This window comes from Specibacter sp. AOP5-B1-6, from assembly GCF_052376555.1.
GTDB lineage: Bacteria > Actinomycetota > Actinomycetes > Actinomycetales > Micrococcaceae > Specibacter.
This window is the reverse complement of sequence record NZ_JBQSVT010000014.1, coordinates 92,489-116,211: the sequence shown is the minus strand read 5'-3', so window position 1 is coordinate 116,211 and position 23,723 is coordinate 92,489. Positions and strand designations below refer to the sequence as shown.

The 23,723-nt window shown below is 64.0% G+C and carries 20 protein-coding genes and 1 tRNA gene; 5 read left to right on the top strand and 16 right to left on the bottom strand.

The genetic code is table 11. The features are described 5' to 3' along the window. The first annotated feature begins 184 nt into the window (after nt 1-184). Complete coding sequence (locus tag ACT3TS_RS09550; RefSeq protein ID WP_444531275.1) at nt 185-1,282, top strand: alpha/beta hydrolase; 1,098 nt, start codon at nt 185-187, stop codon at nt 1,280-1,282. 56 nt (nt 1,283-1,338) lie between these two features. Here the strand turns inward: ACT3TS_RS09550 and ilvA are convergent, their stop codons facing one another. The 3 genes from ilvA to ACT3TS_RS09535 form a co-directional block, all read right to left on the bottom strand. Next, on the bottom strand, nt 1,339-2,577 hold the full coding sequence (gene ilvA / locus ACT3TS_RS09545) for a threonine ammonia-lyase (RefSeq protein WP_444531274.1): 1,239 nt from the start codon (nt 2,575-2,577) through the stop codon (nt 1,339-1,341). A 117-nt stretch (nt 2,578-2,694) separates the two neighbouring features. Next, complete coding sequence (locus ACT3TS_RS09540) at nt 2,695-3,918, bottom strand: AI-2E family transporter (RefSeq protein WP_444531273.1); 1,224 nt, start codon at nt 3,916-3,918, stop codon at nt 2,695-2,697. A 77-nt stretch (nt 3,919-3,995) separates the two neighbouring features. Next, a complete protein-coding gene (locus ACT3TS_RS09535; RefSeq protein ID WP_444531272.1) occupies nt 3,996-4,925 on the bottom strand; it encodes an aldose 1-epimerase family protein in 930 nt (309 codons plus the stop codon). Nucleotides 4,926-5,056: 131 nt separating this feature from the next. On the opposite strand from ACT3TS_RS09535, the gene ACT3TS_RS09530 reads away from it, so the two are divergent. The 3 genes from ACT3TS_RS09530 to galK are packed head-to-tail and all read left to right on the top strand — an operon-like array spanning nt 5,057 to nt 8,147. Next, a complete protein-coding gene (locus ACT3TS_RS09530; protein WP_444531271.1) occupies nt 5,057-5,875 on the top strand; it encodes a DeoR/GlpR family DNA-binding transcription regulator in 819 nt (272 codons plus the stop codon). Continuing rightward, nucleotides 5,872-6,990, top strand: coding sequence for a galactose-1-phosphate uridylyltransferase (gene galT, locus ACT3TS_RS09525; protein WP_444531270.1), 1,119 nt, complete (start codon nt 5,872-5,874; stop codon nt 6,988-6,990). Before ACT3TS_RS09530 ends, galT begins: the two co-directional genes overlap by 4 nt. Next, nucleotides 6,987-8,147, top strand: coding sequence for a galactokinase (gene galK / locus ACT3TS_RS09520; protein ID WP_444531269.1), 1,161 nt, complete (start codon nt 6,987-6,989; stop codon nt 8,145-8,147). Before galT ends, galK begins: the two co-directional genes overlap by 4 nt. 114 nt (nt 8,148-8,261) lie before the next feature. Here the strand turns inward: galK and ACT3TS_RS09515 are convergent, their stop codons facing one another. The 10 genes from ACT3TS_RS09515 to eno all read right to left on the bottom strand — a co-directional run bounded on the left by ACT3TS_RS09515 (nt 8,262) and on the right by eno (nt 18,957). Further along, complete coding sequence (locus ACT3TS_RS09515) at nt 8,262-9,449, bottom strand: TerC family protein (protein WP_444531268.1); 1,188 nt, start codon at nt 9,447-9,449, stop codon at nt 8,262-8,264. 125 nt (nt 9,450-9,574) lie between these two features. After that, nucleotides 9,575-10,420 (bottom strand): Bax inhibitor-1/YccA family protein, encoded by an 846-nt coding sequence (locus tag ACT3TS_RS09510; RefSeq protein WP_444531267.1) that lies wholly within the window; start codon nt 10,418-10,420, stop codon nt 9,575-9,577. A gap of 395 nt (nt 10,421-10,815) precedes the next feature. Next, nucleotides 10,816-10,891, bottom strand: a tRNA-Leu gene (locus ACT3TS_RS09505). A gap of 68 nt (nt 10,892-10,959) precedes the next feature. Further along, complete coding sequence (locus ACT3TS_RS09500; protein WP_444531266.1) at nt 10,960-11,460, bottom strand: GNAT family N-acetyltransferase; 501 nt, start codon at nt 11,458-11,460, stop codon at nt 10,960-10,962. Between the two features lie 134 nt (nt 11,461-11,594). Beyond that, a complete protein-coding gene (locus tag ACT3TS_RS09495; RefSeq protein WP_444531265.1) occupies nt 11,595-13,040 on the bottom strand; it encodes an NAD(P)/FAD-dependent oxidoreductase in 1,446 nt (481 codons plus the stop codon). Nucleotides 13,041-13,240: 200 nt separating this feature from the next. After that, nucleotides 13,241-14,881 (bottom strand): S8 family peptidase, encoded by a 1,641-nt coding sequence (locus ACT3TS_RS09490; RefSeq protein WP_444531264.1) that lies wholly within the window; start codon nt 14,879-14,881, stop codon nt 13,241-13,243. A gap of 28 nt (nt 14,882-14,909) precedes the next feature. Further along, on the bottom strand, nt 14,910-15,863 hold the full coding sequence (locus ACT3TS_RS09485) for a Ppx/GppA phosphatase family protein (protein WP_444531263.1): 954 nt from the start codon (nt 15,861-15,863) through the stop codon (nt 14,910-14,912). Between the two features lie 5 nt (nt 15,864-15,868). Beyond that, a complete protein-coding gene (locus ACT3TS_RS09480; RefSeq protein WP_444531262.1) occupies nt 15,869-16,486 on the bottom strand; it encodes a DUF501 domain-containing protein in 618 nt (205 codons plus the stop codon). Nucleotides 16,487-16,638: 152 nt separating this feature from the next. After that, complete coding sequence (locus tag ACT3TS_RS09475) at nt 16,639-17,532, bottom strand: FtsB family cell division protein (protein WP_444531261.1); 894 nt, start codon at nt 17,530-17,532, stop codon at nt 16,639-16,641. A gap of 144 nt (nt 17,533-17,676) precedes the next feature. Further along, entirely contained in the window at nt 17,677-18,957 is a 1,281-nt protein-coding gene (eno, locus tag ACT3TS_RS09470; protein WP_444531260.1) for a phosphopyruvate hydratase, read from the bottom strand. A 372-nt stretch (nt 18,958-19,329) separates the two neighbouring features. On the opposite strand from eno, the gene ACT3TS_RS09465 reads away from it, so the two are divergent. Next, nucleotides 19,330-20,319: a PadR family transcriptional regulator gene (locus tag ACT3TS_RS09465; RefSeq protein WP_444531259.1), complete on the top strand. Its 990-nt coding sequence runs from the start codon at nt 19,330-19,332 to the stop codon at nt 20,317-20,319. Between the two features lie 89 nt (nt 20,320-20,408). On the opposite strand, the gene ACT3TS_RS09460 is transcribed toward ACT3TS_RS09465, so the two are convergent. The 3 genes from ACT3TS_RS09460 to ACT3TS_RS09450 are packed head-to-tail and all read right to left on the bottom strand — an operon-like array spanning nt 20,409 to nt 23,467. Next, a complete protein-coding gene (locus ACT3TS_RS09460; protein ID WP_444531258.1) occupies nt 20,409-21,110 on the bottom strand; it encodes a MazG nucleotide pyrophosphohydrolase domain-containing protein in 702 nt (233 codons plus the stop codon). Then, nucleotides 21,100-22,326, bottom strand: a complete 1,227-nt coding sequence (locus ACT3TS_RS09455; protein ID WP_444531257.1) for an adenosine deaminase — start codon at nt 22,324-22,326, stop codon at nt 21,100-21,102. Before ACT3TS_RS09455 ends, ACT3TS_RS09460 begins: the two co-directional genes overlap by 11 nt. A 46-nt stretch (nt 22,327-22,372) precedes the next feature. After that, a complete protein-coding gene (locus tag ACT3TS_RS09450; protein WP_444531256.1) occupies nt 22,373-23,467 on the bottom strand; it encodes a DedA family protein in 1,095 nt (364 codons plus the stop codon). Nucleotides 23,468-23,723 lie beyond the last annotated feature (256 nt).

Sequence of the window (23,723 nt, the reverse complement as noted above, 5' to 3'; positions counted from 1 at the left end):
AAATCTCGCCGGCCCCGTAAAGACCTGCCATCCACGGGGTAAAAGAACGAATCCATGATCTACTAGCAACTGTTGCCGGTTTTCACAATCAGAGCCGGACTGCCCGTCAGGCTCTCACCTTGAGCAACTCACCGAACTCGCCGTGGCGGTTCTGTCTTGACACCGATTGGGGTTTTGAAGCGACATGAAAAAACGCGTCGTAGCGAGTGATGTCACCACGGCCAGGCATCAAGGACCGGGCCGGCACCGACTCTTGATCGCAGGTGGAGTTCTCGTCGCCGCTGTGGTTGTCACAGCAGTTGTCGCCGCGATCACCCCTTGGCCATCAGTGATGGTCATCCGCACGGTGTTCGAGAAGGGTGCCGCGTCCACCGTCGCCGAGATGGAACCACACGTTCCCGACACCAAGCTCACCGAGTACCGGGATATCGCTTACGCGCCACCCACCGGCTCACTCCCCCAGTCGGATACAACGCTTGACGTCTTCACCCCAGCCAACGGCAGCAAAAAGTTGACCACCATCGTTTGGGTGCACGGTGGTGCATGGGTTTCGGGCCAGAAGGACAACATTGAGCCCTACATGCGCATCCTCGCGGGGCAGGGTTACACGACCATCGCGCTTAACTACACAACAGCACCGGAAGCCGCCTACCCAACAGCCGTGACGCAACTCAACACGGCGCTGGCTTACATCAGCGAACACGCAGCCGACTGGAACGGTGATCCAAACAGGATCGTGCTGGCCGGCGACTCCGCAGGCAGTCAGCTGGCGAGTCAGCTCGCCCTCCTCACCACCAACCCCCGCTACGCGCACCTCTCGGGGATGACGCCGGGGCTCAAGGAAGGGCAACTCGTTGGGGCCATCCTCAACTGCGGCGTCTACGACATGCCCGCCATGTCCGCCCTCAACGGCATCGAAGCCTGGGGCCTGCAGGTCTCACTCTGGGCCTACGCCGGAACAAAAGACTGGTCATCCAAATCATCCGGCGCACTGATGTCCACGATCGACTTCGTCACTGCTGATTTTCCGCCGACGTTCATTAGCGGGGGCAACGGCGACGCCCTCACCTGGTCACAATCGGTCCCGTTCGCCCAAGCACTCGAGGACTCCGGCGTGTCCGTGACACGGCTCTTCTGGCCGGCAAACCACGAACCAAAACTTCCTCACGAATACCAGTTCCACCTCGATCTCAAAGAGGCAAACGTGGCCTTGGCCGACACGGTCAAATACCTGCAGGCGCTCGATGCGGAGCCTGCTGAGGGCAGCACAAAGCCATCTTGAGCCACAAGTACTGAGCCATCAATCAACCAGGTGGCATCCGTGCCGCCCATTTGGGGTTAGTGGACGACGATCGGCTGGAAGCCCTCGGACCGCAGCGCCGTCAACACCAGCTCGCAGTGTTCGTGCCCCTTCGTTTCAAGGTTCACGGTGATCGAGACATCGCCCATGGAGATGGAGCCTCCCACGCGGGTGTGGTCCACTCCGGTGACGTTGGCGTCGTTTTCGGCGATGATGCGCGAGATCGTGGCCAGCGAGCCGGGCCTGTCATTGAGCATGATGCGCACCGTCATGAACCGGCCGGCGGCGGCAAGTCCGCGCTGGATGACCTTGAGCAGGAGCATCGGGTCGATGTTGCCGCCCGAGAGGACGACCACGGTGGTGCCGGGATTTTCAATCTTCCCCTCCATGAGCGCGGCCACGCCCACGGCGCCAGCCGGCTCCACGACCATCTTGGAGCGTTCGAGCAGGAAGATCAACGCCCGGGCCAGGGAGTCCTCACTGACGGTCACCACGTCGTCGACAAGCTCACGAATGATGGAGAACGGCAGCTGCCCGGGACGGCCCACGGCAATGCCGTCTGCCATGGTTGAAACCTTCTTCAACGGCACCAGCGCATCCGCGGCCAGCGACGGGGGGTACGCCGCTGCGTTCTCAGCCTGCACCCCGATGACCCGGATCTCACGGCCAAGTTCCTTGGCGCGCGCCTTCACGGCCACCGACACCCCTGCCAGCAGCCCGCCGCCGCCAACCCCCATGATGATGGTGTCAACGTTGGGCACCTGGTCCAGGATCTCCAGGCCAATGGTGCCCTGCCCGGCAACCACGTCAACGTTGTTGAACGGGTGCACAAACACGGCCCCCGTCTCGTTGGCGTAACGTTCGGCCTCGGCCAGGGACTCATCCACGTTGTTGCCGTGCAGCACCACTTCGGCGCCATGCCCGCGTGTGGCCGCAAGCTTCGGCAGGGCAACCCCCATCGGCATGTAAATCCGCGCCTTGATGCCCAGCGCCTTCGCCGCCACGGCCACGCCCTGGGCGTGGTTGCCTGCCGAGGCTGCCACCACACCGCGCGCACGTTCCGCCGCAGACAGCTTGGCCATCCGCACGTACGCCCCGCGAACCTTGAACGACCCCGCCCGCTGCAGATTCTCACACTTGAAGAACACCTCCGAGTCGGTCATTCTGCCCAGCGCCCGGGAACTCTCAATGGGGGTCAGGGCAATAATCTCCGCCAACAACTCCCGTGCCTGTTCTACATCTGCAAGGGTCACGGGGAGATCGCTGGTTGCGTTCACGGTACTTTTCTCTTTCTCTACAAAAACGAATGGAACAAAAACTGTGCGCACTGCCCGGCTGCCGGCGGGACCGAACCTGCCGGCTTGGGCCTGCGGATGGGGCGAGTTGGCTTGGGCCTATGGCGCCGGTGGTTGGCGTCCGACGTCGGATCCGGACAAATCTTCTGCGCCGGCCTGGGTGCCACCCTCCTGGGCAACGCCTGCGGCCGGGACCACTTGCGGCAAGCCGTAAATGTCAGGCAGCTCCGGGTCATGCTCCCAGCCGCGCCCGGAAATGTAGCGGATGAAGGAATTTGCCACCGCCAGCAGGGGCACGGCAAACAAGGCACCGAGGATGCCGGCCACGCCGGAGCCCGCGGCAACAGCCAAAATGACCGCCACCGGGTGCAGGGAAACAGCCCGTCCCATGATGAAGGGTTGCAGCAGATGGCTTTCCAGCTGCTGCACGAGCAAAACGATGCCGAGCATGATGAGCGCGTTGACCCAGCCGTTGGCAACCAGGGCCAGGAGAACGGCAACGGCACCCGTCACCAGCGCACCAACTACGGGAATGAATGAGCCCACGAAAACCAGGACACCCAGCGGCAGTGCCAACGGTACCTGGATGATGGCTGCACCGGCACCGATGCCGATGGCGTCAACGGCGGCAACGAGTATCTGCACACGGGCGTAGCTGCCCAGTGACACCCACCCACGGCGCCCTGCACCATCAACGGCCGGCCGGGCACGGCGTGGAAAAAACTTGACGATGAAGGCCCAGATGTCCTGGCCCTCCAGCAGGAAGAACAACAGGATGAACAAGGTCAGCAGCAGCCCGATGGTGAAATGGGTGAGACCGCTGCCCACACCCAACGCTCCTGACAAGATGGCGTTCGTATTGTTTTGCAGTGCCGCCAGCGCCTCGTCGAGGTACTTTGTCATCTGGTCGTTGCTCAGCCCCAGCGGCCCGTCGGTCAGCCAATCCTGGATCTTGATCAAGCCTATGACGGCCTGTTGGCTCAAATCCGAAAAACCCGCAATCATTTGCCGCCCGACGAGGAACAAGGCGCCCACCACCACGACGACGAGACCCACCTCCGCGATCGCAACACTGAGGCCCTGCGGGACCCCAATTTGTTTCAGCTTCTTAACCAGGGGGCGCAGCAGGGAAGCCAGGATGGTGGCCACCATGATCGGGATGAGCAGGATCATGACCTTGCTCAGCAGCCAGATCAGCATTGCGGAAACAATCAGCACAACGGCCACCCGCCACGACCACGCGCCAGCCACCCGCATTCCTGCGGGGACCATGGAAGACTCGTCCAGCGGAGAGTGCCTTTGCTGCTGTGGTTCGAGCGTCATAGCTCAATAATTCCCCATGAGGGCCGAATACTGTAACCGGTGCCCATCCATTGGGCAGCGCGGGACCCGCGCGTCGGTCACAGGACCGCTTCCACGCCCCAATTCATGGTGAAGGACTCCCCCTCGGCCAGCCACCTCAGGCCGTCGCCGGAGTTGAACGCGTTGGCCGGGCCCGTCATGGGTTCCATGGCAACGGCGAAGGACCGGCCGGGGAATTGCTCCGTGACGTACACGTGCACATGGCTGACGCTTCCGTCGTGCCACAAACTCACGCTGCGACCGTCCGGGCCGGACAGCGTGTGCCGGGCAACGCCGTCGTCCGTCTGCAGATCCGTGAAGGCCGCGTCCATCACGGACTCCGGGACGGACCTGCCCCCGCGCAGCTCGTACCGCCCCGACACCGCTTCGGCCCCTGTTGGAATCATGCGGTCGTCGGCGGTCAAGAACGTGTTGGCATGGACCTGGATGCGCAGCTCTTCGGGCGCCACGGTGCCGAGCCTGAAATATGGGTGCGCGCCAAGGACGAAGGGGGCCCGGCGCGCGGAGTCGTTGATCAGGGTCTGGGAGACGCGCAGGTGGCCCGCGCCATCCAATTCGTAGCGGACCTGGTGCCGGGCCAGGAACGGGTAGCCGTGCTGGGGATGAATGACCGCCTCAAGCAGCACATGCGTGTCGCTTGCCTCCAGGGCGTGGTAGCCGGTGTTGCGCAACAATCCGTGGATGGCGTTGTTGCGGTCAACCTCCGTAATGTCCAGCTGCTGGACGGCTCCATCCAGCTCCCACAGCCCGCCGTCGATGCGGTTGGCGAACGGTGCCAGCGTGATTCCGGCCGCTCCCGGGGCGATGGCGTCGAGGGGGTAGCTCTCCACCAGGGCCACACCGCCCCTGTCGTAATGGCGCAGTCCGGCCGCCAGTGAAACAACAATGGCGGTGGCATCCGCGCGTCGCAGGGTGAACTGGGTTCCGGTGGCCGCCCGCGGTTCAGGGGCATCATTGGGGGTTGTCATGGGGATCAGAGTACCGCTAAACGACCGCCGGCAACACAGCGTTTCACCTGGTTAGGTTCAAATCCACCCACCCTAATGTAAGATTTTGTTTGAAAGTGTTTATTTTGATCCGATTTCGAGTAAGGGCCCCCATGTTGGCACCAGAGCGCCAATCGCGCATCCTCAAGGAACTGCAGCTGCACGAGGCGGTCCGCGTTGCCGACATTGCGACGGCCTTGAATGTCAGCGAAATGACCATTCGCCGCGACATTGAGGCCCTTGACCAGAACGGGCTGGCCCGCAAGATCCACGGGGGCGCCATGCGCCTCGCGCGGCTCAGCGCCCTGGAACCCGGCTTCCTGCTCAACGTCGACAAGCAGCTTGAAGGCAAGCTTGCCATTGCCCGGCAGGCGCTGGCACTGGTCCAGCCCGGGATGACACTTGCCCTGACCGGAGGCACCACAACGTACCAACTCGCTGTCGGCCTGGCCGCCGAACTTGAACGGCTGCGCAGCTTGACCGTGGTCACCAACTCCTTGAAAATCGCCGAGCTGCTGTACCTCCAGCAAGGCAGCTCGGACCTGAAGGTCATCGTCACCGGCGGGGAACGGACACCGTCCGAGGCCCTGGTGGGTCCGGTGGCCCGCATGGCGCTGAACCACCTGAACACCGACATTTGCTTCATGGGCGTCCATGGTTTGGACACCGACCGCGGCCTGACCAGCCCGAACCTGCTTGAAGCCGAGACCAATGCGGCCTTCATCGAGGCCACCACGCGCCTGGTGATCCTGGCCGACGGCACCAAGTTCCAGGTCCGCTCGCTGGGTTCGATTGCACCCCTGAGCGCCGTGGACACCATCATTACCGACGACGCCGTCAGCCCGGCCGCCGCCGAACTGTTTGCCTCCCGTGTCCCGCACTTCATCACATCACCGGCTGCTGCCGCCAACACCTCCAGGAAAACTTCATGACCACCCCCACAAAAACACTTCTGGCCGACGGCCGCGAGCTCATCTACTTTGACGACGGGGCCGTGGCCAAGAACCATTCAGCCCCCGACACGCGTCCGCTTGATCCGCGCTCGGAGGCAAACACCGGCGAGCTGCGCTTTGACGCCCTCACGGGAGACTGGGTCGCGATTGCCGCGCACCGGCAGACCCGCACCTACCTGCCACCTGCCGATCAGTGCCCGCTGTGCCCCACAACCGGGGCGAACCTCTCGGAGATTCCCGACTCGGACTACGACGTCGCTGTTTTTGAGAACCGCTTCCCGTCGTTGGGACCTGCTGTCGGCCCGGTGCCGGAATTCCCCGCCTGGGGCACGCAGGGCCGCGCGTTCGGCCGCTGTGAGGTGGTTGCCTTCACCCCCGAACACACCGGATCCTTTGGCGCCCTGTCGACCGAACGTGCCCGCACCGTCATCGATGCCTGGGCCCACCGCACCGAGGCACTCAGCGCGCTGCCCGGGGTGAAGCAGGTCTTTCCCTTTGAAAACCGCGGCCAGGACATTGGTGTCACACTGCACCACCCGCACGGGCAGATCTATGCTTATTCCTACGTGCCGCCGCGCAGCCAGGTCATGGCCGCTGCCGCTCGGAATTTCTACGACGACAACAACGCCACGGCGACACTCCTGGGCGACATTGTGGCCAAGGAATCAGAGGCCGGCGAACGCATGATCGCCCAGGGCAGGCACTTCAGCGCCTATGTGCCCTTTGCCGCCCACATGCCCCTGGAAATCCATCTCACCCCGCACCGGCATGTGCCCGACTTTGCCGCGCTCAACGACGCCGAGCGGGACGAGCTCGCTGTCATGTACCTGGATGTGCTGCGCACCCTGGACAAGCTGTACGACACGCCCACGCCCTACATTGCGGCCTGGCACCAGGCCCCGCTGGATGCGTTCCTGCGCCCGGCAGGTCGCTTCCACCTCGAGCTCACATCCCCGCGCCGGGCAGCCGACAAGCTGAAGTTCCTGGCCGGCTCCGAAGCCGCCATGGGCGCTTTCATCAACGACACCACCCCCGAGCAGACCGCAGCCACGCTGCGCAACACCGCCGCAACACTGAAAGCAGGACTGGCATGAGTGCGTCCATCGATGCCGCCCAGGTGGCCAAGGCCTTCGAGGCCGCCTATGGCACAGCACCCGACGGCGTTTGGTCGGCCCCTGGCCGGGTCAACCTGATCGGCGAGCACACAGACTACAACGAAGGCTATGTGCTGCCGTTCGCCATTGACCGTGCCGCCGCCGTGGCGATCCGCCTGCGCGGGGACACCACCGCACGGCTCGTCTCCAGTTACGGCAACCAGGGCGTTGTCACCGTTGACTTGGACACGCTCTCCCGCGACACCATGAGCGGCTGGACTGCTTACCCCCTGGGCGTCGTGTGGGTCATGCGCCAGCTGGGCATCACCATTGGCGGCTTTGACCTGTATTTGCAGTCAACTGTCCCCTCGGGCGCCGGCCTTTCGTCCTCCGCCGCCATCGAGTGCGCTGTCGCCACGGCCTTCAACGAGCTGGCATCCGCCGGACTGGGCCTGAACGAACTGGTTCTTGTTGGCCAGCGTGCCGAAAACGAAGTTGTTGGCGCACCCACGGGCATCCTCGACCAGTCGGCGTCACTGCTCTCCACAGACGGCCATGCCGTGTTCCTTGACTGCCGCACACAGGAATCCAAGCTCGTGCCGCTTGATCTGGCCGCCGCCGGGCTGCTGATCCTTGTCGTGGACACCAAGGTCAGCCACTCCCATGCGACCGGCGGCTACTCTGCCCGCCGCGCCTCCTGCGAGCTGGGTGCCGAGGTGCTCGGGGTGCGTGCCCTGCGCGACGTCGCTGCCGCCGAGCTGCCCGAGGCTGCGGGCCTGCTCGATGAGGAGACGTTCCGCCGGGTGCGCCACATCGTGACGGAGAACCAGCGTGTCCTTGACACCGTTGCGGTGTTGGACGACGCCGGACCGGCCGCCATAGGTGCGCTCCTCACCGCAAGCCACGCCTCCATGCGTGACGACTTTGAGATTTCCTGCGCCGAGCTGGACCTGGCGGTTGACAAGGCACTGGCCCACGGGGCCCTGGGTGCCCGCATGACCGGCGGCGGGTTTGGCGGCTCGGCCATCGCCCTCATCCCCGCAGCCGCGGAGGAACAGGTGCGCGCCGCCGTCGTCCATGCCTTTGCCGAGGCAGGCTTCGGCGTTCCTGACATCTTCGCCGTCTCCCCCGCCCCGGGAGCCCGCAGGATCCACTAGCCCCTGCGCCAAACCTCCACCCTTAACCCACAAGTGACCCGCAGAAGTGGTTGCTGTATCAATCGTTTTCGATTGATCCAGCAACCACTTCTGCGGGTCACTTTCTAACGGGGGCTACTTGAGGCGGTAGTCCCTGTGGTGCTGCTGGGCTTGGACGATCTGGCCAAGGATCTCTTCGGAGTCCTTGTGCTTGTCGCGGTATTTCGGCTCCATGCCCTGGATGGTCTTTTCCTCGTCCATGAGCAGGTTGTAGACCCGCTCACGCTCGGCTGAATCTGCCGTGTAGTCAAGGTCCAGGTAGCTTTCGGCGTGGCGGCGGGCGTTGTTCAGGACCGTCTGGGCCTTGCCCGACTTGCTCACCAGCGAGGCGATGATGGTGATGGCCAGAACGCCGATGATCACGATCAGCGAAAGACTGGTGCTGATCTCGAAGACCGGAACGTGCTCGCCGTCGTTGATGAACGGCAGGTTGTTCTCATGCAGTGCGTGCAGCACCAGCTTCACGCCGATGAAGGCGAGGATGGTGGCGAGGCCGTAGGAGAGGTAGATCAGCCGGTCCAGCAGGCCGTCAAGGAGGAAGTAGAGCTGGCGCAGGCCCATGAGGGAGAACGCCGTCGCCGTGAAGACGATGTACACGTTCTGGGTCAGGCCGAAGATGGCCGGAATCGAGTCCAGTGCAAACAGCAGGTCGGTGCCGCCAATGGCGACCATGACCAGCAGCATCGGGGTGAGGACCTTCTTGCCGTCGATCTTGGTGAAGAGCTTGTCGCCGTCGTACTTGTCGGAAGTGTTGAACAGCTTCTTGGCCAACTTGATGATGAAGTTGTCGGCGTCGTCGCCTTCGCTGTCCTCTTCCTTGAGCAGGTTCCCTGCCGTGACAAGCAGGATGATGCCAAAGATGTAGAACATCCAGGACCAGGTGTTGATCAGTGCTGCGCCGGCAAAAATGAACGCTGTGCGGGCGATCAAGGCGAAGACGATGCCGAAGAGCAGAACCTTCTGCTGGTCTTCACGCGGAACCTTGAAGCTGGCCATGATGACGAGGAAGACAAACAAGTTGTCAACGCTGAGGGCCTTTTCGGTGATGTACCCGGCGAAGTACTCCCCACCCATGGTGGGGCCGCCGAAGATAAACACTGCCACGCCGAAGACAACGGCCAGGCCAACATAGATTGAGGACCAGATGGCTGCTTCACGCAAGGTGGGAATGTGCGCCTTGCGGATGTGGAAAAAGTAATCAAAGGCCAGAAGGCCCAAAATTATGACAATGGTAATGCCCCAGATCAGAGGGGATAGGTTCATGAGCTGCTCTCGCTAGTTAACTGCATTGGGTGTTGCTTATTTCGGTTTTGAAAAGTAAGGCTATAGAGGCAACGCCCGGTCCCCACGGGGCCGGGCGTTGCACCAATAATTCTTGGGAGGGGCGTTTAGTCGTTGCCCCGCATGATGGCCAGCAGGCGCAGGATCTCCACGTACAGCCATACGAGCGTCACTGTCAGGCCGAAGGCCGCAGTCCAGGAGTACTTGGTGGGCAGTCCGTTTTGCACACCCCGCTCAATGGAAGTGAAGTCAACGATCAGCGAGAACGCGGCCAGGCCGATGGCCAGCAGGCCGAGGACGAAGCCAAACGGGATGCTGGTGCCCGGGATCTCCATGCCGCGCATGCCCCATGGGTTGCTTGTGGCGCCGAACATGACCATGCCAAAGTTGATCAGCGAGAACAGCGCATAGCCGCCGAGTGCGATCATGAAGAATCGGGTCATCTTCGGGGTGGCACGGACCTTGCCGTTGCGGAACAACACCAGGGTCACGACGAACACACTCAAGGTGCCAAGGACTGCCTGGATCACGATGCCCGGGTACATGCCTTCGAGCAGGCCGGAGAACCCGCCGAGGAACATGCCCTCGAACAGGGCGTAGCCAAGGATGAGCACCGGGGAGGGCTGCTTCTTGAACGAGTTCACCAGGCCAAGCACCAGACCGACAATCACGCCCGGCCACATCAGCACGGGAACGATCCAGCCAAGGGCTGCACCCACCAACACCAAGGCGAGGGTGAACACAGTCTTCATGATGACGTCGTCGTACGTCATGCGGCCGGTCTGTGCGGCGTTGGCGGACGGCTTGCTGTACATGTCCTGCAACTGCTGCGCGGACAACTGCGTCTGGGCCGCCATGGTGTCGGCTCCGCCATTGACGTAGCCGCGCTGGGACGAGGGTGTGTCCTTGAAGTTTTTGTTGTTGGCAAAAACCGGATTACCACCAAGGGCCATGATGCTGCTTCCTCCTAAATAGGGGGTAAAGATATTTACTAACTCTATCAAGTCAGCCGCCCGGAACCACTTTTTTATTCCCTCCGGCCCCCATTGCCAGCCCATTCCCAGCAAACGTTCACCTGTTGTTCGCTTAAGCCCCCGCAAACAGGTCCGGAAGCCGGGCTTCGCCGTGAAGCCACAGGGGTGTAGAACGACGACGGCGCGCACTGGGCTCGTATTGGCGTACGTCAGAGTGGGCCGAACCTCGCAGCGGCCTGCTGCCGGTATGTTCATGCAGCCACAACGCCACAGCAGCAATCTGAGCCGCCGTGGAAACAATTTCGGGGTTGTGTCAGTTTGGCGCTGCCGCGGGCCAACGGAAACCATGGCTTCCGCGCACTGGCGGTCTTTCGTGGTACCCCCGGTGGGACTCGAACCCACACTGTGTCGATTTTAAGTCGATTTTCTCTGCCATTGGAATACGGGGGCTTTGCCGGAGAACTGATCCGGCTCACGTCAACATTACTGGATGGGCAGCCCCCGCAGGAAACCGGCGATCAGAGGGAGTTGAATGGTTCCGAATATTTAAAGTGTCCGTGTTGGCCGGGAACAAAGGCGTCCAACGCCAAGGCCATGAAATGCGATCCCCACGACGGGTCCGGGGAGGCGATCCCCATGGAGTCCGCCGGCACAAAACCAAAGCGCGGGTAGTACTCGGTGCTGCCCAGCAGCACGATCGTTTGCTCGGCCATGTCGTTGGCGGCAGCGATGGTGGCGTGCATCAAGGCCGACCCGATGCCCTGCCGCTGGTAGCCCGGCAGCACGGCGATGGGCCCCAGCCCCAACGAGTCCGCCGCCCCGATCCAGGCCCTGGTGGTAATGACGTATCCCAGGATTTCGCCCCGCTCCGATTCGGCCACGAGCGACAACCTGGGCAGGTACTCGCGTGCAGCAAAAAGTTCACGCAGCAACCGCGCCTCAACGGGCTCGGGAAACGCAGCCTCCACCAGGGCCAGAACCTCGGGCCTGTCCCCGGCATGTTCACGACGGATAATCATCAGCTCAGTCTAGTGCCACAAGCTGCCGGCTTCCCGGCCACGGCCGGCAGCAGGATAGACGAAAACGGCCCTCCCCACAGCCTGCGTGCAGACTGTGGGGAGGGCCGCCGTCGAACGCGGTTCAGAAGCGCTGGCTACTTGCTCGCGGTTGCTTCTTCCTTGGCTTCAGCCTTGGGGGCTTCAGCTGCGGGGGCCTCGGCCGGCTTCGCAGCGGGCTTGGGCTTGGGCGTGGCAGCGGCAACGAATGTGGCGCGCGGAGCCTGCAGGTTCTCCAGCTGGGCCATGTCGCGGCCCGCAATCATGGTGACAAACCAGTCCGAGAGGACGCGGACCTTGCGCTCCACGGTGGGCATGGCCAGGCCGTGGTAGCCGCGGTGCGCCAACCAGGCCGGTGCACCCTTGAGCTGGATGCCCATGATCTTGGCAACACCCTTCCACTGGCCGAAGCCGGCGACGGCGCCAAGGTTCTTGTGCTTGTAGCCCTTCAAGGACTTGTTGAAACGGCTGGCCCACAGGTTCTTGGCCAGGCGCTTGGCCTGACGCAGGGCGTGCTGGGCGTTGGGGACGCAGGTGCCATCCGGCAGGCCGCCGGTGACATCCGGGACAGCCGCAACATCGCCGGCAGCCCAGGCGTTCTCGATGACACCGAATTCGCCGTTGACCTGCAGGTTCACGTTCACGGAGACACGGCCGCGGGGTTCGATCGGGAAATCGGTGGAGCGGACCATGGGGTTGGCCATGACGCCAGCGGTCCAGATCAAGGTGTCGGCGTCGAACTGCTGGGCAGTTGTCTTGTCCGGCAGGTTGATGAGCTTGATGTTGTTGTCTTCGGCGTTGTCCAGCGAGGTGTTCAGCAGGACCTCGACACCGCGGCTGCGGAGGTGCTCCACAACCCACAGTGCCTGGGACTCGGTGACCTCGGGCATGATGCGACCCATGGCTTCAACGAGGACGAAACGCAGCTCCGACTGCTCAACGCGGGCGTTGAGCTTGACGGCGGCGCGGGCCATGTCTTCGAGTTCGGCGATGGTTTCAATGCCGGCGAAACCGCCACCGACGACGACGAACGTCAAGGCGCGCTTGCGCTTGGCCGGGTCGGTCTCCGTGGAGGCCTGCTCAATGAGGGAAAGAACCTGGTTGCGCAGCGCAACGGCTTCCTCGATGGTCTTCAGGCCGATGCCCGATTCGGCCAGGCCCTTGATCGGGAAGGTGCGCGTGATGGCACCTGCAGCCACGACGACGTCGTGGTAGGTCAGCTCGAACGGCTCGCCGCCGTCGGCCGGGGCCACAACGGCCTTGCGGTTCTCGTGGTCAATGGCAGTGACGGAACCCTGAATGAGTTCGGTGTGCTTGAGGTGCTTGCGGTGGGAGACAACCGCGTGGCGCGCCTCGATGTTTCCGCCGGCCACCTCGGGCAGGAACGGCTGGTACGTCATGTAGGGCAGTGGATCGACCAGGGTGACGATGCCACCTGATTTTGCGATCTTCTTCTGCAGGTTGAAGGCCGTGTAGAGGCCGACGTAACCGCCGCCAACTACAAGGACGCGCGGACGTGCTGAAAAGGTTGGAGTGATTGCCATGTCTCCATAATACAGTTCTTTGTGAAAATATTCACTAGCCGAGTGCACAACGGCTTAACATGACGGTTTCTGGCCGTTTTGGGACTGGTTGGGGACTGTCTCGAGACTGGGCAGGCAGGGCTGCGCCCGGACAGTGGGGACCCTCGCCGGGCCCGCGGGAAATCACGACGGCGAATTCCCGGGGCCGCAGGCGGCTGGACCTAGTGCTTGTGGCTTGCCTTGTCGGGACGGCTGTCGCGCCTGCTGGACAGAGTTTCCGGGGCTGGCTTGGTGGACACATCCGACGTCGGCTTGGCTGACTTCCCGGAGGCTGCCGCCCCCGCCGCCCCGGAGTCGCCGTCAACAGCTTTTCCGCTGGATGCGCCGCTTGCACGGCCGTCACTGGCGGAAGTTCCGCCACTTCCGGAACCGCCACCGGGGCCGGAACCGGAACCGCCGCTGGGCCCCGCGGCTCCGTTCGCGCCGGACGAGCCACCGCCTGCCGCGCCTTCCGGCTGAGCCAACCGGCGACGTGCAAGCAGCACGTGCGTGGTCCCGCCAGCACCAATCAATACGAGAAGCCCAACGGAACCGAGGACCAAAATCTGGGGCAGCGGGCTGGTGATCTGTTCCGCCGGAACCGCCACAGGGGCCGCCATGTCCGTCAAGGTTGGCTTGGGCTGCGGCACAGCCTCGACCGCGCCGCCGTCGTCCGCGGGCGGGGTGACCTCGCTGCGCCGGTGCACGTGAATCCACTCCGCAATGCTGCCCAGCGGGTTTGCCTCCACGTCCGGCACATCGGCGTTCAAGGCCGCGTCGGCGTCGAGAATCCCATAGCCGTAAATGGCGTTGGGCACGCCTTCGCCCTTGGGTTGGGCCGTTGAAATGATCCTGTTGATGACCTGGGCAGCGCTCATCTCAGGGTATTTGGCACGAATCAGCGCGGCCACGCCCGAGACGATCGGGGCGGCACCGCTTGTGCCGCTCCAGCGTGCGTACCCGCCGCCGGGCAGTCCCCCGGCAAGATCTTCGGCGGGTGCGCTCACGCCGATGCTGATGCCTTGGGAGGAGGAATCGACGCTGGCGGATCCGTCCTTGTCGAGGCCGCCCACGGCCAAAATTCCCGGGATGGTGGCCGGGGCCCCCACCTGTTCACTGCCGGTTTTCCGGTTGCCTGCGGCCGCCACGATGACGACATCCTTGGACTCGGCGTACGCAAAGGCGTCGTCCCAGCTTTGCGGCCAGGCCGTTGAGGTGCTGCCAAGGGACATGTTGATGACCTTCGCGCCATTGTCCACAGCCCATTTCACGGCGCCCGGGATCTGGTCGTCAATGTTTTTGCCCGAGGGGTTGTCGCCGCCAAGCCACACCGAAACGCTGAGCAGTTCCGCCTTGGGCGCCACCCCGATGACACCGTCGGTGCCTGCTCCGACAGTGGGTTTGGCGGGCGCCGTCGTGCTTGGTTTTGCGGTTGACTTGGTTGTCGCCTTCGCTGAGGGGGTGCTTGCCTTGTGACCGCGGCCCGCAAGCATGGTGGCCACCAGGGTGCCATGCTCGGGTTCGGCGCCAATGCCCTTGGTACCGTCGGCATTGCCAGCGCCGGACATGTCGGTGCCACCCACCACTGCCCCCTTGAGGTCGGGGTGGGACTTGTCGATGCCGCTGTCGATGATGGCCACCTTGACGCCTTCACCCTGCGAAACGTCCCAGGCCTTCTCGATCCCAGAGTTCTGCAACCAGTATTCCCGGTTCCGAATGTCGTCCGCCGACGCCGCCGGGGCAGCCGCCACCACCAGCGAGCCTGCCAGGGCAAGCGTCATCAACGCGGCAGCGATGGGACGCAACCGTGGGCCTAACTGCATAAACGCTCGTTTCCGTTTGATACCTGGGTCAGCCGCGGGCCGCACCCAGTGCGATTCCGTCCAGAATATCGTGTTCGCTCGTCGTTGCCGATTCCAGCCTTCCTCCGCTGAGTTGCGCCAGGCGCCGCAGCACCGTGCGCCAGATCAGTGCACCCGCGCCAATGACGTCGACACGCCCGGGATGCATGAAGCCAAGTTCCGCCCGTTGCGTGCGCGTCATGGCCAGCAGTGCTGTCGCCGCGGCGTCAATTTCCTCAAGAGGCACGACGGCGGCATGAATCGCCTCGCTCTGGTAGCTCGCCAACCCGAGGGCGTGCGCCGTGATGGTGGTGATTGACCCGGCCACACCCACGATGCCGTCGACATCCCCCAGCGGGACCACGGCCAGCACTTCTGACAGCTTGTCCTCGATGGCGGCTTCGGCTGCGGCAATTTCCGCCGGGGTGGGGGGATCGCTTTGCAGGTAGCGCTCAGTGAAGCGCACGCAGCCCATGTTGGTGCTCAGCGCGCCGCTGACGCCGTCGGCATCGCCCATGACAAATTCGGTGCTTCCACCGCCAAGGTCGACGACGAGAACGTTGCGGTTTTCCTGCATGGGCAGGACACTGACCGCGCCGGCGAAGGACAACGCCGCCTCCTCGGAACCGCTGACCACGTCGGGAGCCACACCCAGCCGTGCCTCGATGCCTGCAACAAAAACGTCGCGGTTGCCCGCGTCGCGCGTGGCGCTGGTGGCAACAAAGCGCACCCGCTCCACGGCTGCCGAGCGGATCAACGCCGCATAGTCGTCCACGGCCGCAAAGGTGCGCTCCAGCGCTTCCTCCGCCAACATGCCTGTGACATCCACGCCCTGGCCCAGCCTGACGACCCGCATTTCGCGGTGCACGTCGGTGAGGCGCTGACCGCCGTCCCCGTCCTGCACGACATCTGCAATCAGCAGCCTGATGGAATTGGTTCCGCAGTCTATGGCAGCAACGCGCACCGGGCTCAGCTCCCCTGCTGGTTCAAATGCTTGACGTGGCGGCTCAAGTCCTTGTTGGGAACGGGCGCCCCGTCATCCCAGGCGCCTGCACAATGGCAGGTGTCGGCCGTCCACCACGGCGCCACGGCGGCAAGTGCCTCATCACCCAGCGGATTGACGCCGGGACCGGCTGCCAGGGAGTGGCCAATCAACACGTGCAGGCATTTCACGCGCGTCGGCATGCCTCCGGCGGAAATTCCGGCAATCTCCGGAACCGGGCCGGTGCCTGCACGTTCACCAATGGCTTCACGGGCCGCAATGTAGCTGTCGTGGGCCTTGAGGTAGGCGGCGGCCAGCTCGCTGTCGCTGCCGAGCCTGTCGGTCATTTCGTTCATGAGTCCGGCAGCCTCCAGGCGGGAAGCTGCAGCGGTGATGACGGGGTGCGTCAAATAGTACGTGGTGGGGAAGGGAATCCCGTTGCTGAGCCGCGGTGCGGTGGCTGCCACCAGTGGATTTCCGCACACGCACCGTGCCGGGATCTCAACCACGTCGCGCACCGGCCGGTTGAGCTGGCGGCTGAGCGTGTCAAGGTCGTGCTGTGTGGGGACGCGCCCGCCTGAGGCGGAGCTTGGCGTTGCGGGCACGGGGGCCTTTCCTAAAACTGTTTTGATGCGCGCCGGCGTTGAGTGCCGTGACAGCCGGCTGGAGCTGTCGGCGCATCGTGGTGTGGCGGTTGTGTTCAACCAGCTATTTTAGCGTGCCGCCGTCAATGCGGTTTCCTCCGCCTGTGGCCGGCTCAGGGCGCGGGCTCGGCAGCTGGTGCGGGCTCGGCTTCCGGGGCGGGCTCCGGTACAGGTTCGACGTCGGGAGCCGGCTCCGCGCCCGGGGCCGGCTCGGGCGCCGGCTCGGCATCCGGCGCCGGAGTGGCTGGCGCAGCCGGCGCAGCTTGCACCTCTGCGGACTTTTGCACCGCGTCCCACAGGCTGTCCACCCAGGGCTCAACGGACAGTGATGTGGCGTTCTTGGCGCTGGTCGCCTGGGCGGTCGCTGCCTTGGCTGCGTCGACTGAATCGTCCGTGGCCTCGACCCCATTTGCCCCGTAGACCCAGTATCCGGTTTCCCCGGGCATGAGCATGCTCACCCTGTCGCGGGCCTGCTGCTTGATGTAGGCGGGGTCGTCCCAACGGGCCAGTTCCGACTTGTAGGCGTCCTGCTGGACTTCCTTGGCGGCAATGTCTTCGTGCAGTGCGGAGATTTCAGCCCGCTGTTCCAGGAAGGTGTGGACATTGGGTGCCAGCAGCAAGGTCACAACGCCCATGGCCAGGCCCAGCACCAGGAGCCGTCCGGAGAAGGACCGTGCCGGCACGGGGCTGTTGCCGCCCTCGTGGATCACGCCGTCCTCGTGGCTGCGGCTGTTGGGCCCGGAAGCACGCTGCCGCTCATTTTTGCCGCCTGCAGTGCCAGTTCCAGACTTGCCGTTGCCGGTCTTGCCGCCGGCGGCACCCTTGGCTGCTGTGCCGCTGCCTGATGCGCCGCTGCCTGCCTTGCCACCGCGGTGGGTGGGTGAACCGTCCGCGCCGGGGTCCGGCGTCGTGCTGGGGTGTGCAGATTTTTCTGCAGCCTTGTCCGGGGCACTGCCAATACCGGCTGTGAATTGTGCTTTAGGCACCGAGGGCCGTCGCGTGGCCATGCATCTCCTAAGGACTTCTGCCGATCAAAACGTGCGCCACCTGTGTTCGCCGGGGCAACAGCTGTCTCCGGAGACGACAAAGCCGCGGCAGCGAACCAAGGTGTGTGTTCCACCTTAGCGAGCTGCCGCGGCTGTTGTTGCTATTTAGCCCTTGAAACGCGGGAACGCGCTGCGGCCTGCATAGCGTGCGGCGTCGTCGAGCTCTTCTTCGATGCGCAGCAGCTGGTTGTACTTGGCAACGCGCTCGGAGCGGGCCGGGGCACCGGTCTTGATCTGTCCGGCGTTGGTGGCAACGCAGATGTCAGCAATGGTGGTGTCTTCGGTTTCGCCTGAGCGGTGCGAGGTGATGGTGGTGTAACCGGCGCGCTGGGCCATGGACACGGCGTCCAGGGTTTCGGTGAGCGAGCCGATCTGGTTGACCTTCACCAGCAGCGAGTTCGCGGTTGCAGCCTCGATGCCGCGGGAAAGACGCTCGGGGTTGGTGACGAAGAGGTCATCGCCCACGATCTGGACCTTGTCGCCAATGGCGTCGGTCAGGGTCTTCCAGCCTTCCCAGTCGTCTTCATCCAGGGGATCCTCGATGGACACGAGCGGGTAGTCGGCGACGAGTTCGGTGTAGTAGGCGCTCATCTCGGCGGCGGAAAGTGCCTTGCCCTCGAACTGGTAGGCGCCGTCCTTGAAGAATTCGGAGGAGGCAACGTCCAGGGCCAGGCCGATGTCCTTGCCGGCTTCGTAGCCTGCACGCTTGATGGCTTCCAGGATCAGGTCCAGGGCTGCACGGTTGGACGGCAGGTTCGGCGCGAAGCCGCCCTCGTCGCCCAGTCCGGTGGAGAGACCCTTTTCCTGCAGCACGGACTTGAGGTTGTGGTAAACCTCAACGCCCCAGCGCAGTCCCTCGGAGAACGTGGCTGCACCCAGGGGCACAATCATGAATTCCTGGATGTCGACATCGGAGTCGGCGTGCGAGCCGCCGTTGAGGATGTTCATCAGCGGCACCGGCAGCACGTGTGCGTTGGGTCCACCCAGGTAGCGGTAGAGCGGCAGGCCGGCAGACTCTGCTGCGGCGCTTGCCACGGCCAGGGAAACACCCAGGATGGCGTTGGCGCCGAGCTTGGCCTTGTTCGGGGTGCCGTCCAGTTCCAGCATCATGGCATCGATGAGGCGCTGGTCCGTTGCGTCCACACCTTCAAGCTCAGGTGCGATGACTTCCAGGACAGCCTCGACTGCCTGCAAAACGCCCTTGCCCTGGTAACGGTCCTTGTCGCCGTCGCGCAGCTCCACTGCCTCAAAGGCACCGGTGGATGCACCGGAGGGAACGCCAGCGCGGCCCATGGCGCCGTCGGTCAGGAGAACTTCAACCTCAACGGTCGGGTTTCCTCGGGAATCCAAGATTTCGCGTGCATGAATGGCTTCAATAAGTGCCATGTATTGCTCCTAATAGTCAGCTTTGTAGTGTAAATGTCGACCACGCTGTCGCCTCAATCGTAACTGACCAAGTGACGGGGCACTCATTGCTACGCTCACAGCGGCATTGTGGCGGAGAAGGCTCGGGGCTGGGCCGGTGGGCCGTGGGCTACCGGACCTGTGCGTCACTGGACAAAAAAGTTCCGCAGACCTCTTGCCTAACCGAACATAGCGATATATCGTTAAGTATCGCCGGAAGGTGCAGCGATACGACAACACATCAGCGGTCAGCCTCTCGGGCTGTCGCCACCGGGCCGGACGCGCCGATCATTTTCTGATCCCCGCCATCTGCAGCCTCCATAAAACCATTCACGCAAGAACAGGCAACAAACAATGAAAAACTTCAACTTTCCCCAGGAAAACAACGAAAACCAACGCGATGAACACCGCGCCCCACGCCCAAGACGCCACTTTGAGGGCAACTCCCCCACCGGCGAGTTCGGCGGCGAGTTCACAGAACCGGACAGCCGGTTCCCCGGCGGGGACCACCATGGCAAAAGCGGCCGCGAAGGTCGCGGCGGACACCACGGCCCGTCACGTCGTGGCGGCAAGCCCGGCTTTGGGCCGGGCGAGAACCCCGAAGCCAACCCGGACGATGGCGGCTTCGGCAACGGATTTGGTCCCAGGGGCGGCAGGTTCGCGGCGGGCTTTGGCCCCCGGGGCGGCGGTCCCCGCGGACCCGGCGACGGCCCACGCGGTCCGCGTGGCGGTCCCGGCAGCGGAACCCGCGGTCCCGGCGGCGAAGCCAAGGACGGCGGCCCGGACTTTGGACCTGGGTTCGGACCCGGCCTCAGGGCAGGCTTCGGGCCCGGCTTCGGTCACGGCAGCCCCGGGCCCGGCGGGCGCGGCCGCCCAGGTTTCAGGAGCGGCTTTGGGCAGGGCGGGCGGGTCCGCAAGGGAAACGTCCGCAGCGCCATTCTGTCCCTTCTGAGCCAACACAGCTATAACGGCTACGGCATGATCGGGGCCATCGGGGCCCACACCGACGGCGCCTGGCGCCCCAGCCCCGGCTCGATCTACCCGGCACTGGCGGCGCTGCAGGCCGAAGGGCTGATCGAGTCGACCGGTGACGGCAAACGCACGGAGTTCGAGCTGACGGAGGCCGGCAAGGCCTATGTGGCCGAGAACATTGAGGAAATGGCCCAGGTGTGGGCCGACGTCAATCAGGAGGCCGGCGCCGGAACGGAGCTGCGCCTGAGCATGGGCAAACTCACCGGGGCCGTCCAGCAAATCGGCATGGGCGGAACAGAGGAGCAGCTCAAGACCGCCACCGAAGCCCTCGACACCGCCCGCCGCACCATCTACAAGCTGCTGGCCGACTGACCCAGTTGTCCACGGCAACGAAGGCGGGAGCTGCTGGTCTCCACCGGTGAAGTGCATCCGGTCCTGATCAGCAACTCCCGCGGTCGCGCTTAAACGCCCTGTTGAAACTCCCGCACGGCCGTGCGCAGGGCCCGCTCGGCATCCATCCCACCCTGTTGGGCAAGACGGACGACGTCGAACAGCACCTTCCCGAGCTCTGCCTCGGTCCCGATGTTCCCACCCGGGGTTCCGCGCGGCTCCCCTGTGCTGAGGCCGGCCCGTTCGGCCCGCTCAATGGACTTTTGGGCCATTGCCAGGGCTGGCAGTGAGCGGGGAATGCCGGAGAAAGGGCTGGCCGATGTGTCAGCTCCAACTCCGGAGCCGGCCCGTTCGGCCGCCTTGACCCGTTCCCAGGTTTCCTCGATTTCGGCGATGGTGGCCGGAAAGCTGTCCTGCAAGGTGCCGTCGGCATGAAACACGTGGGGGCTGCGGCGGATCAGCTTCCCGCTCAGTCCGCGGGCCACGTCGGCGAGGTCAAAACTGCCGTCTTCCTGCGCCAGCCGGGCATGCAGCACCACCTGCAACAGGATGTCGCCAAGTTCGCCGGCTATTTCCTCCCGGCGCCCGGCCTCGAGAGCTTCGATGAGTTCGTAGGACTCCTCCAGCAAATACGTGGTCAGGGAGTCGCGGGTCAGCGCCGCAGTCCACGGGCAGTGTTCACGCAGGGCTGCCACAACGTCGGCAAGGCGGGCCATCTCCAGCTGGCTGGAGTCGGCCCGCCCGGCGTCGTGCTGTCCGGTGTCAGTCGTCACGCTCTGAATCGTCCCGGTCCAGGCCGTCGGCGGCGCCAAAGGCCTCAAAGTCTTCCGAGTCTTCGAAATCGTCCATTTCCTCCATGGCGTCTTCGTAGTGCTCAATGATGAAGTCCGCCAGCTGCTCGCGGGCTTCGATGGGCAGGAACGTTGCGTGGACGGCGTTCAAGGTCATCTCGAGCACCGTGTCCAGGCCATAGCCAAACGTCTCAACGAGCAGGCCGAATTCGTGGGTCAGCGTGGTGCCGCTCATGAGCCGGTTGTCGGTGTTGACAGTGACGTTGAAGCCAAGCTGGTGCAGCAGGTCGATGGGGTGTTCGGCAATCGTGGTGCCGAAAGAGGCAACGGCGCCGGTCTGCAGGTTCGATGACGGGCACAGTTCCAGCGGGATCTGGCGGTCGCGCACCCACTGGGCCAGATCGCCCAAGGTGACGGTGCCGACGTCGTTCCCGTCCTCTTCCTGAACGTCAAGATGGATGTCCTCGGCGATGCGCACACCGTGGCCCAGGCGCAAGGCGCGGCCGTGGACCAGCGCATCCTGGATGCTGTCGAGCCCGGCAGCCTCGCCGGCATGGACGGTGGCGGGGAAGTTGTTCTCGGCCAGGAACGTGAACGCGTCGGTGAAGCGGGACGGCAGGAAGCCTTCCTCGGCGCCGGCGATGTCGAAGGCGACCACACCGTTGTCGCGGTGGCGCACGGCAAGCTGGGCGATCTCGGCGCCGCGGTCGGCGTGGCGCATTGCCGAGACGATCTGGCCGACCTCGATGTAGCCGCCGGCCTCATCGACGGCATCCATGCCTTCCTCAAGGCCCTCCTGGACCGCTTCGACGGCTTCGTCAAGGCTCAGCCCGGCGGTGAGGTGCTGCTCGGGCGCCCAGCGGACTTCGCCGTACACCACGCCGTCCTCGGCCAGGTCTTCGACGAATTCCTTGGCAACGCGGACCAGCGAGTCATGCGTCTGCATGACGGCAAGCGTGTGATCGAAGGTTTCCAGATAGCGCTCAAGCGAACCCGAGTCGGCCGACTGAATGAACCAGGCGCGGAGCTCCTCGGGGTCGGTGGCCGGGAGTGCATGACCCGCCTGTGCCGCCAACTCAATGATGGTTTCCGGACGCAAACCGCCGTCCAGGTGGTCGTGCAGGGATACCTTTGGCAACGATTTGAGGTCCACAACGGGGATGGACGTGGCAGCGTGCTCTGAAGTTGGGTTAGTCACAATCCCCACTCTAGGGATGTGTCCGGCACGGCGCTAGTTCGCCGCGCTATCCGTGCTGGCCGACAGCACCTGCCGCACCAGTCCGCACGGCCCCCGGCCGGTGCCCGTCACAGCTGGTTTGCGCCTGTGTTGCTGGGAGCGCGCCCGCGTTTGGAGTGGGAATTGCGGAGGAACCTTCGACGTCGGACCCTCCCCCGGGCGCCTCCGCCACGTTCGCCATGGGCGCAGCGGATGCCTCGCTTCCGGCAGTGGCGTGGGCCGGGGCACCGGCGGTTGCGACGTCGGCTGCAGTTGCGGTTGCGGCTCCAGCGGCTCCAGCGGCTCCAACCAGGTTGTCTCCGCTTGTGGATTCAGTTCCGGAGCTGCCATGGCTGTCGGCTTCGTCGCTTCCGGCTCCGCTGTTTCCGGTGCCGTAGTTTCCGGTGCCATCATTTCCGGTGCCGTCGCTTCCGGCTGCGGCCTCGGTGGCGGCGGCGAGCGGGGCAGCTTCAGCCTGGACCCGGGCGGCGTGCTGGGCCGCCATGAGGCCAGGTTCGGGGCGCGGAGCCAATTTTCCGCGCTTTTCCAGGTAATGGTGCAGGTATTTCATGGCGTGGTCTACCACGAAGCCGATGGCGATGGCGAAGGCAATGGCAATTCCAACACCCAGCAGTGGATTGTCGTGCACCCATGCCCCGGCAAAGGTTCCCACAGCCACGGAATACCCGGCCCAGGTCACGACGGCAATTCCGTCCAGCAACACAAAGCGGCGCCACGGGAAATGCGTGGCGCCGGCGGTGAAGTTGACTGCAATTCTTCCCACGGGGATATATCGGGCCGTAAAAATCAATATGGCTCCGCGTTTTTCCAGTTCCCTGCCGGCCCAGGCAAATGCCTTGGCGCCGCGTGGCCTGCGCATCCACTTGAACCGCGTGGTGCCCAGCGTCCGGCCCATGAAGTAGGCAATGTTGTCACCGATAACGGCGCCGATCGAGGCCCCAATGATCAGGAGCCAAATATTGGGTTCCCCGGTGCGGGCCGAAATCGAAGCCAGCGCCACAATGGCCGTTTCGCTGGGCAGGAACAAAAAGAAACCATCGATCAGGCAAAAGAGACTGACCATGGGGATCACCCACCATTGGGCTGCGGAATGTTCAATCAAAACATTGATTTGACCGACGATGTGCAAAAAGTCCACCCTGGACGGTTCCTCTCCTGTGGTGGTTGTCTGTTTCAAGTTTCCCACGCACCGGGGCGGCTGGTATCCACCCAGCGGACTATATTTCTGAACTATTTTCGCCGGCGGCTACTGCTTTGGTAGCAGTGACGAAGCTACTCGCCGGCGTCTCTCTTCCTTCAACGCTCTCGCAGCAATGGCTGAATTTTCGCAAACGCTAGCGCACCCCGCTGCGAGAGGG

Coding starts and splice junctions, on each gene's coding strand:
- ACT3TS_RS09465 (WP_444531259.1), top strand. CDS start 19,330: ATGAAAAACTTCAACTTTCCCCAGGAAAACAACGAAAACCAACGCGAT.
- ACT3TS_RS09540 (WP_444531273.1), bottom strand. CDS start 3,918: ATGACGCTCGAACCACAGCAGCAAAGGCACTCTCCGCTGGACGAGTCT.
- galT (WP_444531270.1), top strand. CDS start 5,872: ATGACCACCCCCACAAAAACACTTCTGGCCGACGGCCGCGAGCTCATC.
- galK (WP_444531269.1), top strand. CDS start 6,987: ATGAGTGCGTCCATCGATGCCGCCCAGGTGGCCAAGGCCTTCGAGGCC.
- ACT3TS_RS09495 (WP_444531265.1), bottom strand. CDS start 13,040: ATGGCAATCACTCCAACCTTTTCAGCACGTCCGCGCGTCCTTGTAGTT.
- ACT3TS_RS09515 (WP_444531268.1), bottom strand. CDS start 9,449: ATGAACCTATCCCCTCTGATCTGGGGCATTACCATTGTCATAATTTTG.
- ACT3TS_RS09550 (WP_444531275.1), top strand. CDS start 185: ATGAAAAAACGCGTCGTAGCGAGTGATGTCACCACGGCCAGGCATCAA.
- ACT3TS_RS09530 (WP_444531271.1), top strand. CDS start 5,057: ATGTTGGCACCAGAGCGCCAATCGCGCATCCTCAAGGAACTGCAGCTG.
- ACT3TS_RS09490 (WP_444531264.1), bottom strand. CDS start 14,881: ATGCAGTTAGGCCCACGGTTGCGTCCCATCGCTGCCGCGTTGATGACG.
- ACT3TS_RS09535 (WP_444531272.1), bottom strand. CDS start 4,925: ATGACAACCCCCAATGATGCCCCTGAACCGCGGGCGGCCACCGGAACC.
- ACT3TS_RS09510 (WP_444531267.1), bottom strand. CDS start 10,420: ATGGCCCTTGGTGGTAATCCGGTTTTTGCCAACAACAAAAACTTCAAG.
- ACT3TS_RS09475 (WP_444531261.1), bottom strand. CDS start 17,532: ATGGCCACGCGACGGCCCTCGGTGCCTAAAGCACAATTCACAGCCGGT.
- eno (WP_444531260.1), bottom strand. CDS start 18,957: ATGGCACTTATTGAAGCCATTCATGCACGCGAAATCTTGGATTCCCGA.
- ACT3TS_RS09500 (WP_444531266.1), bottom strand. CDS start 11,460: ATGATTATCCGTCGTGAACATGCCGGGGACAGGCCCGAGGTTCTGGCC.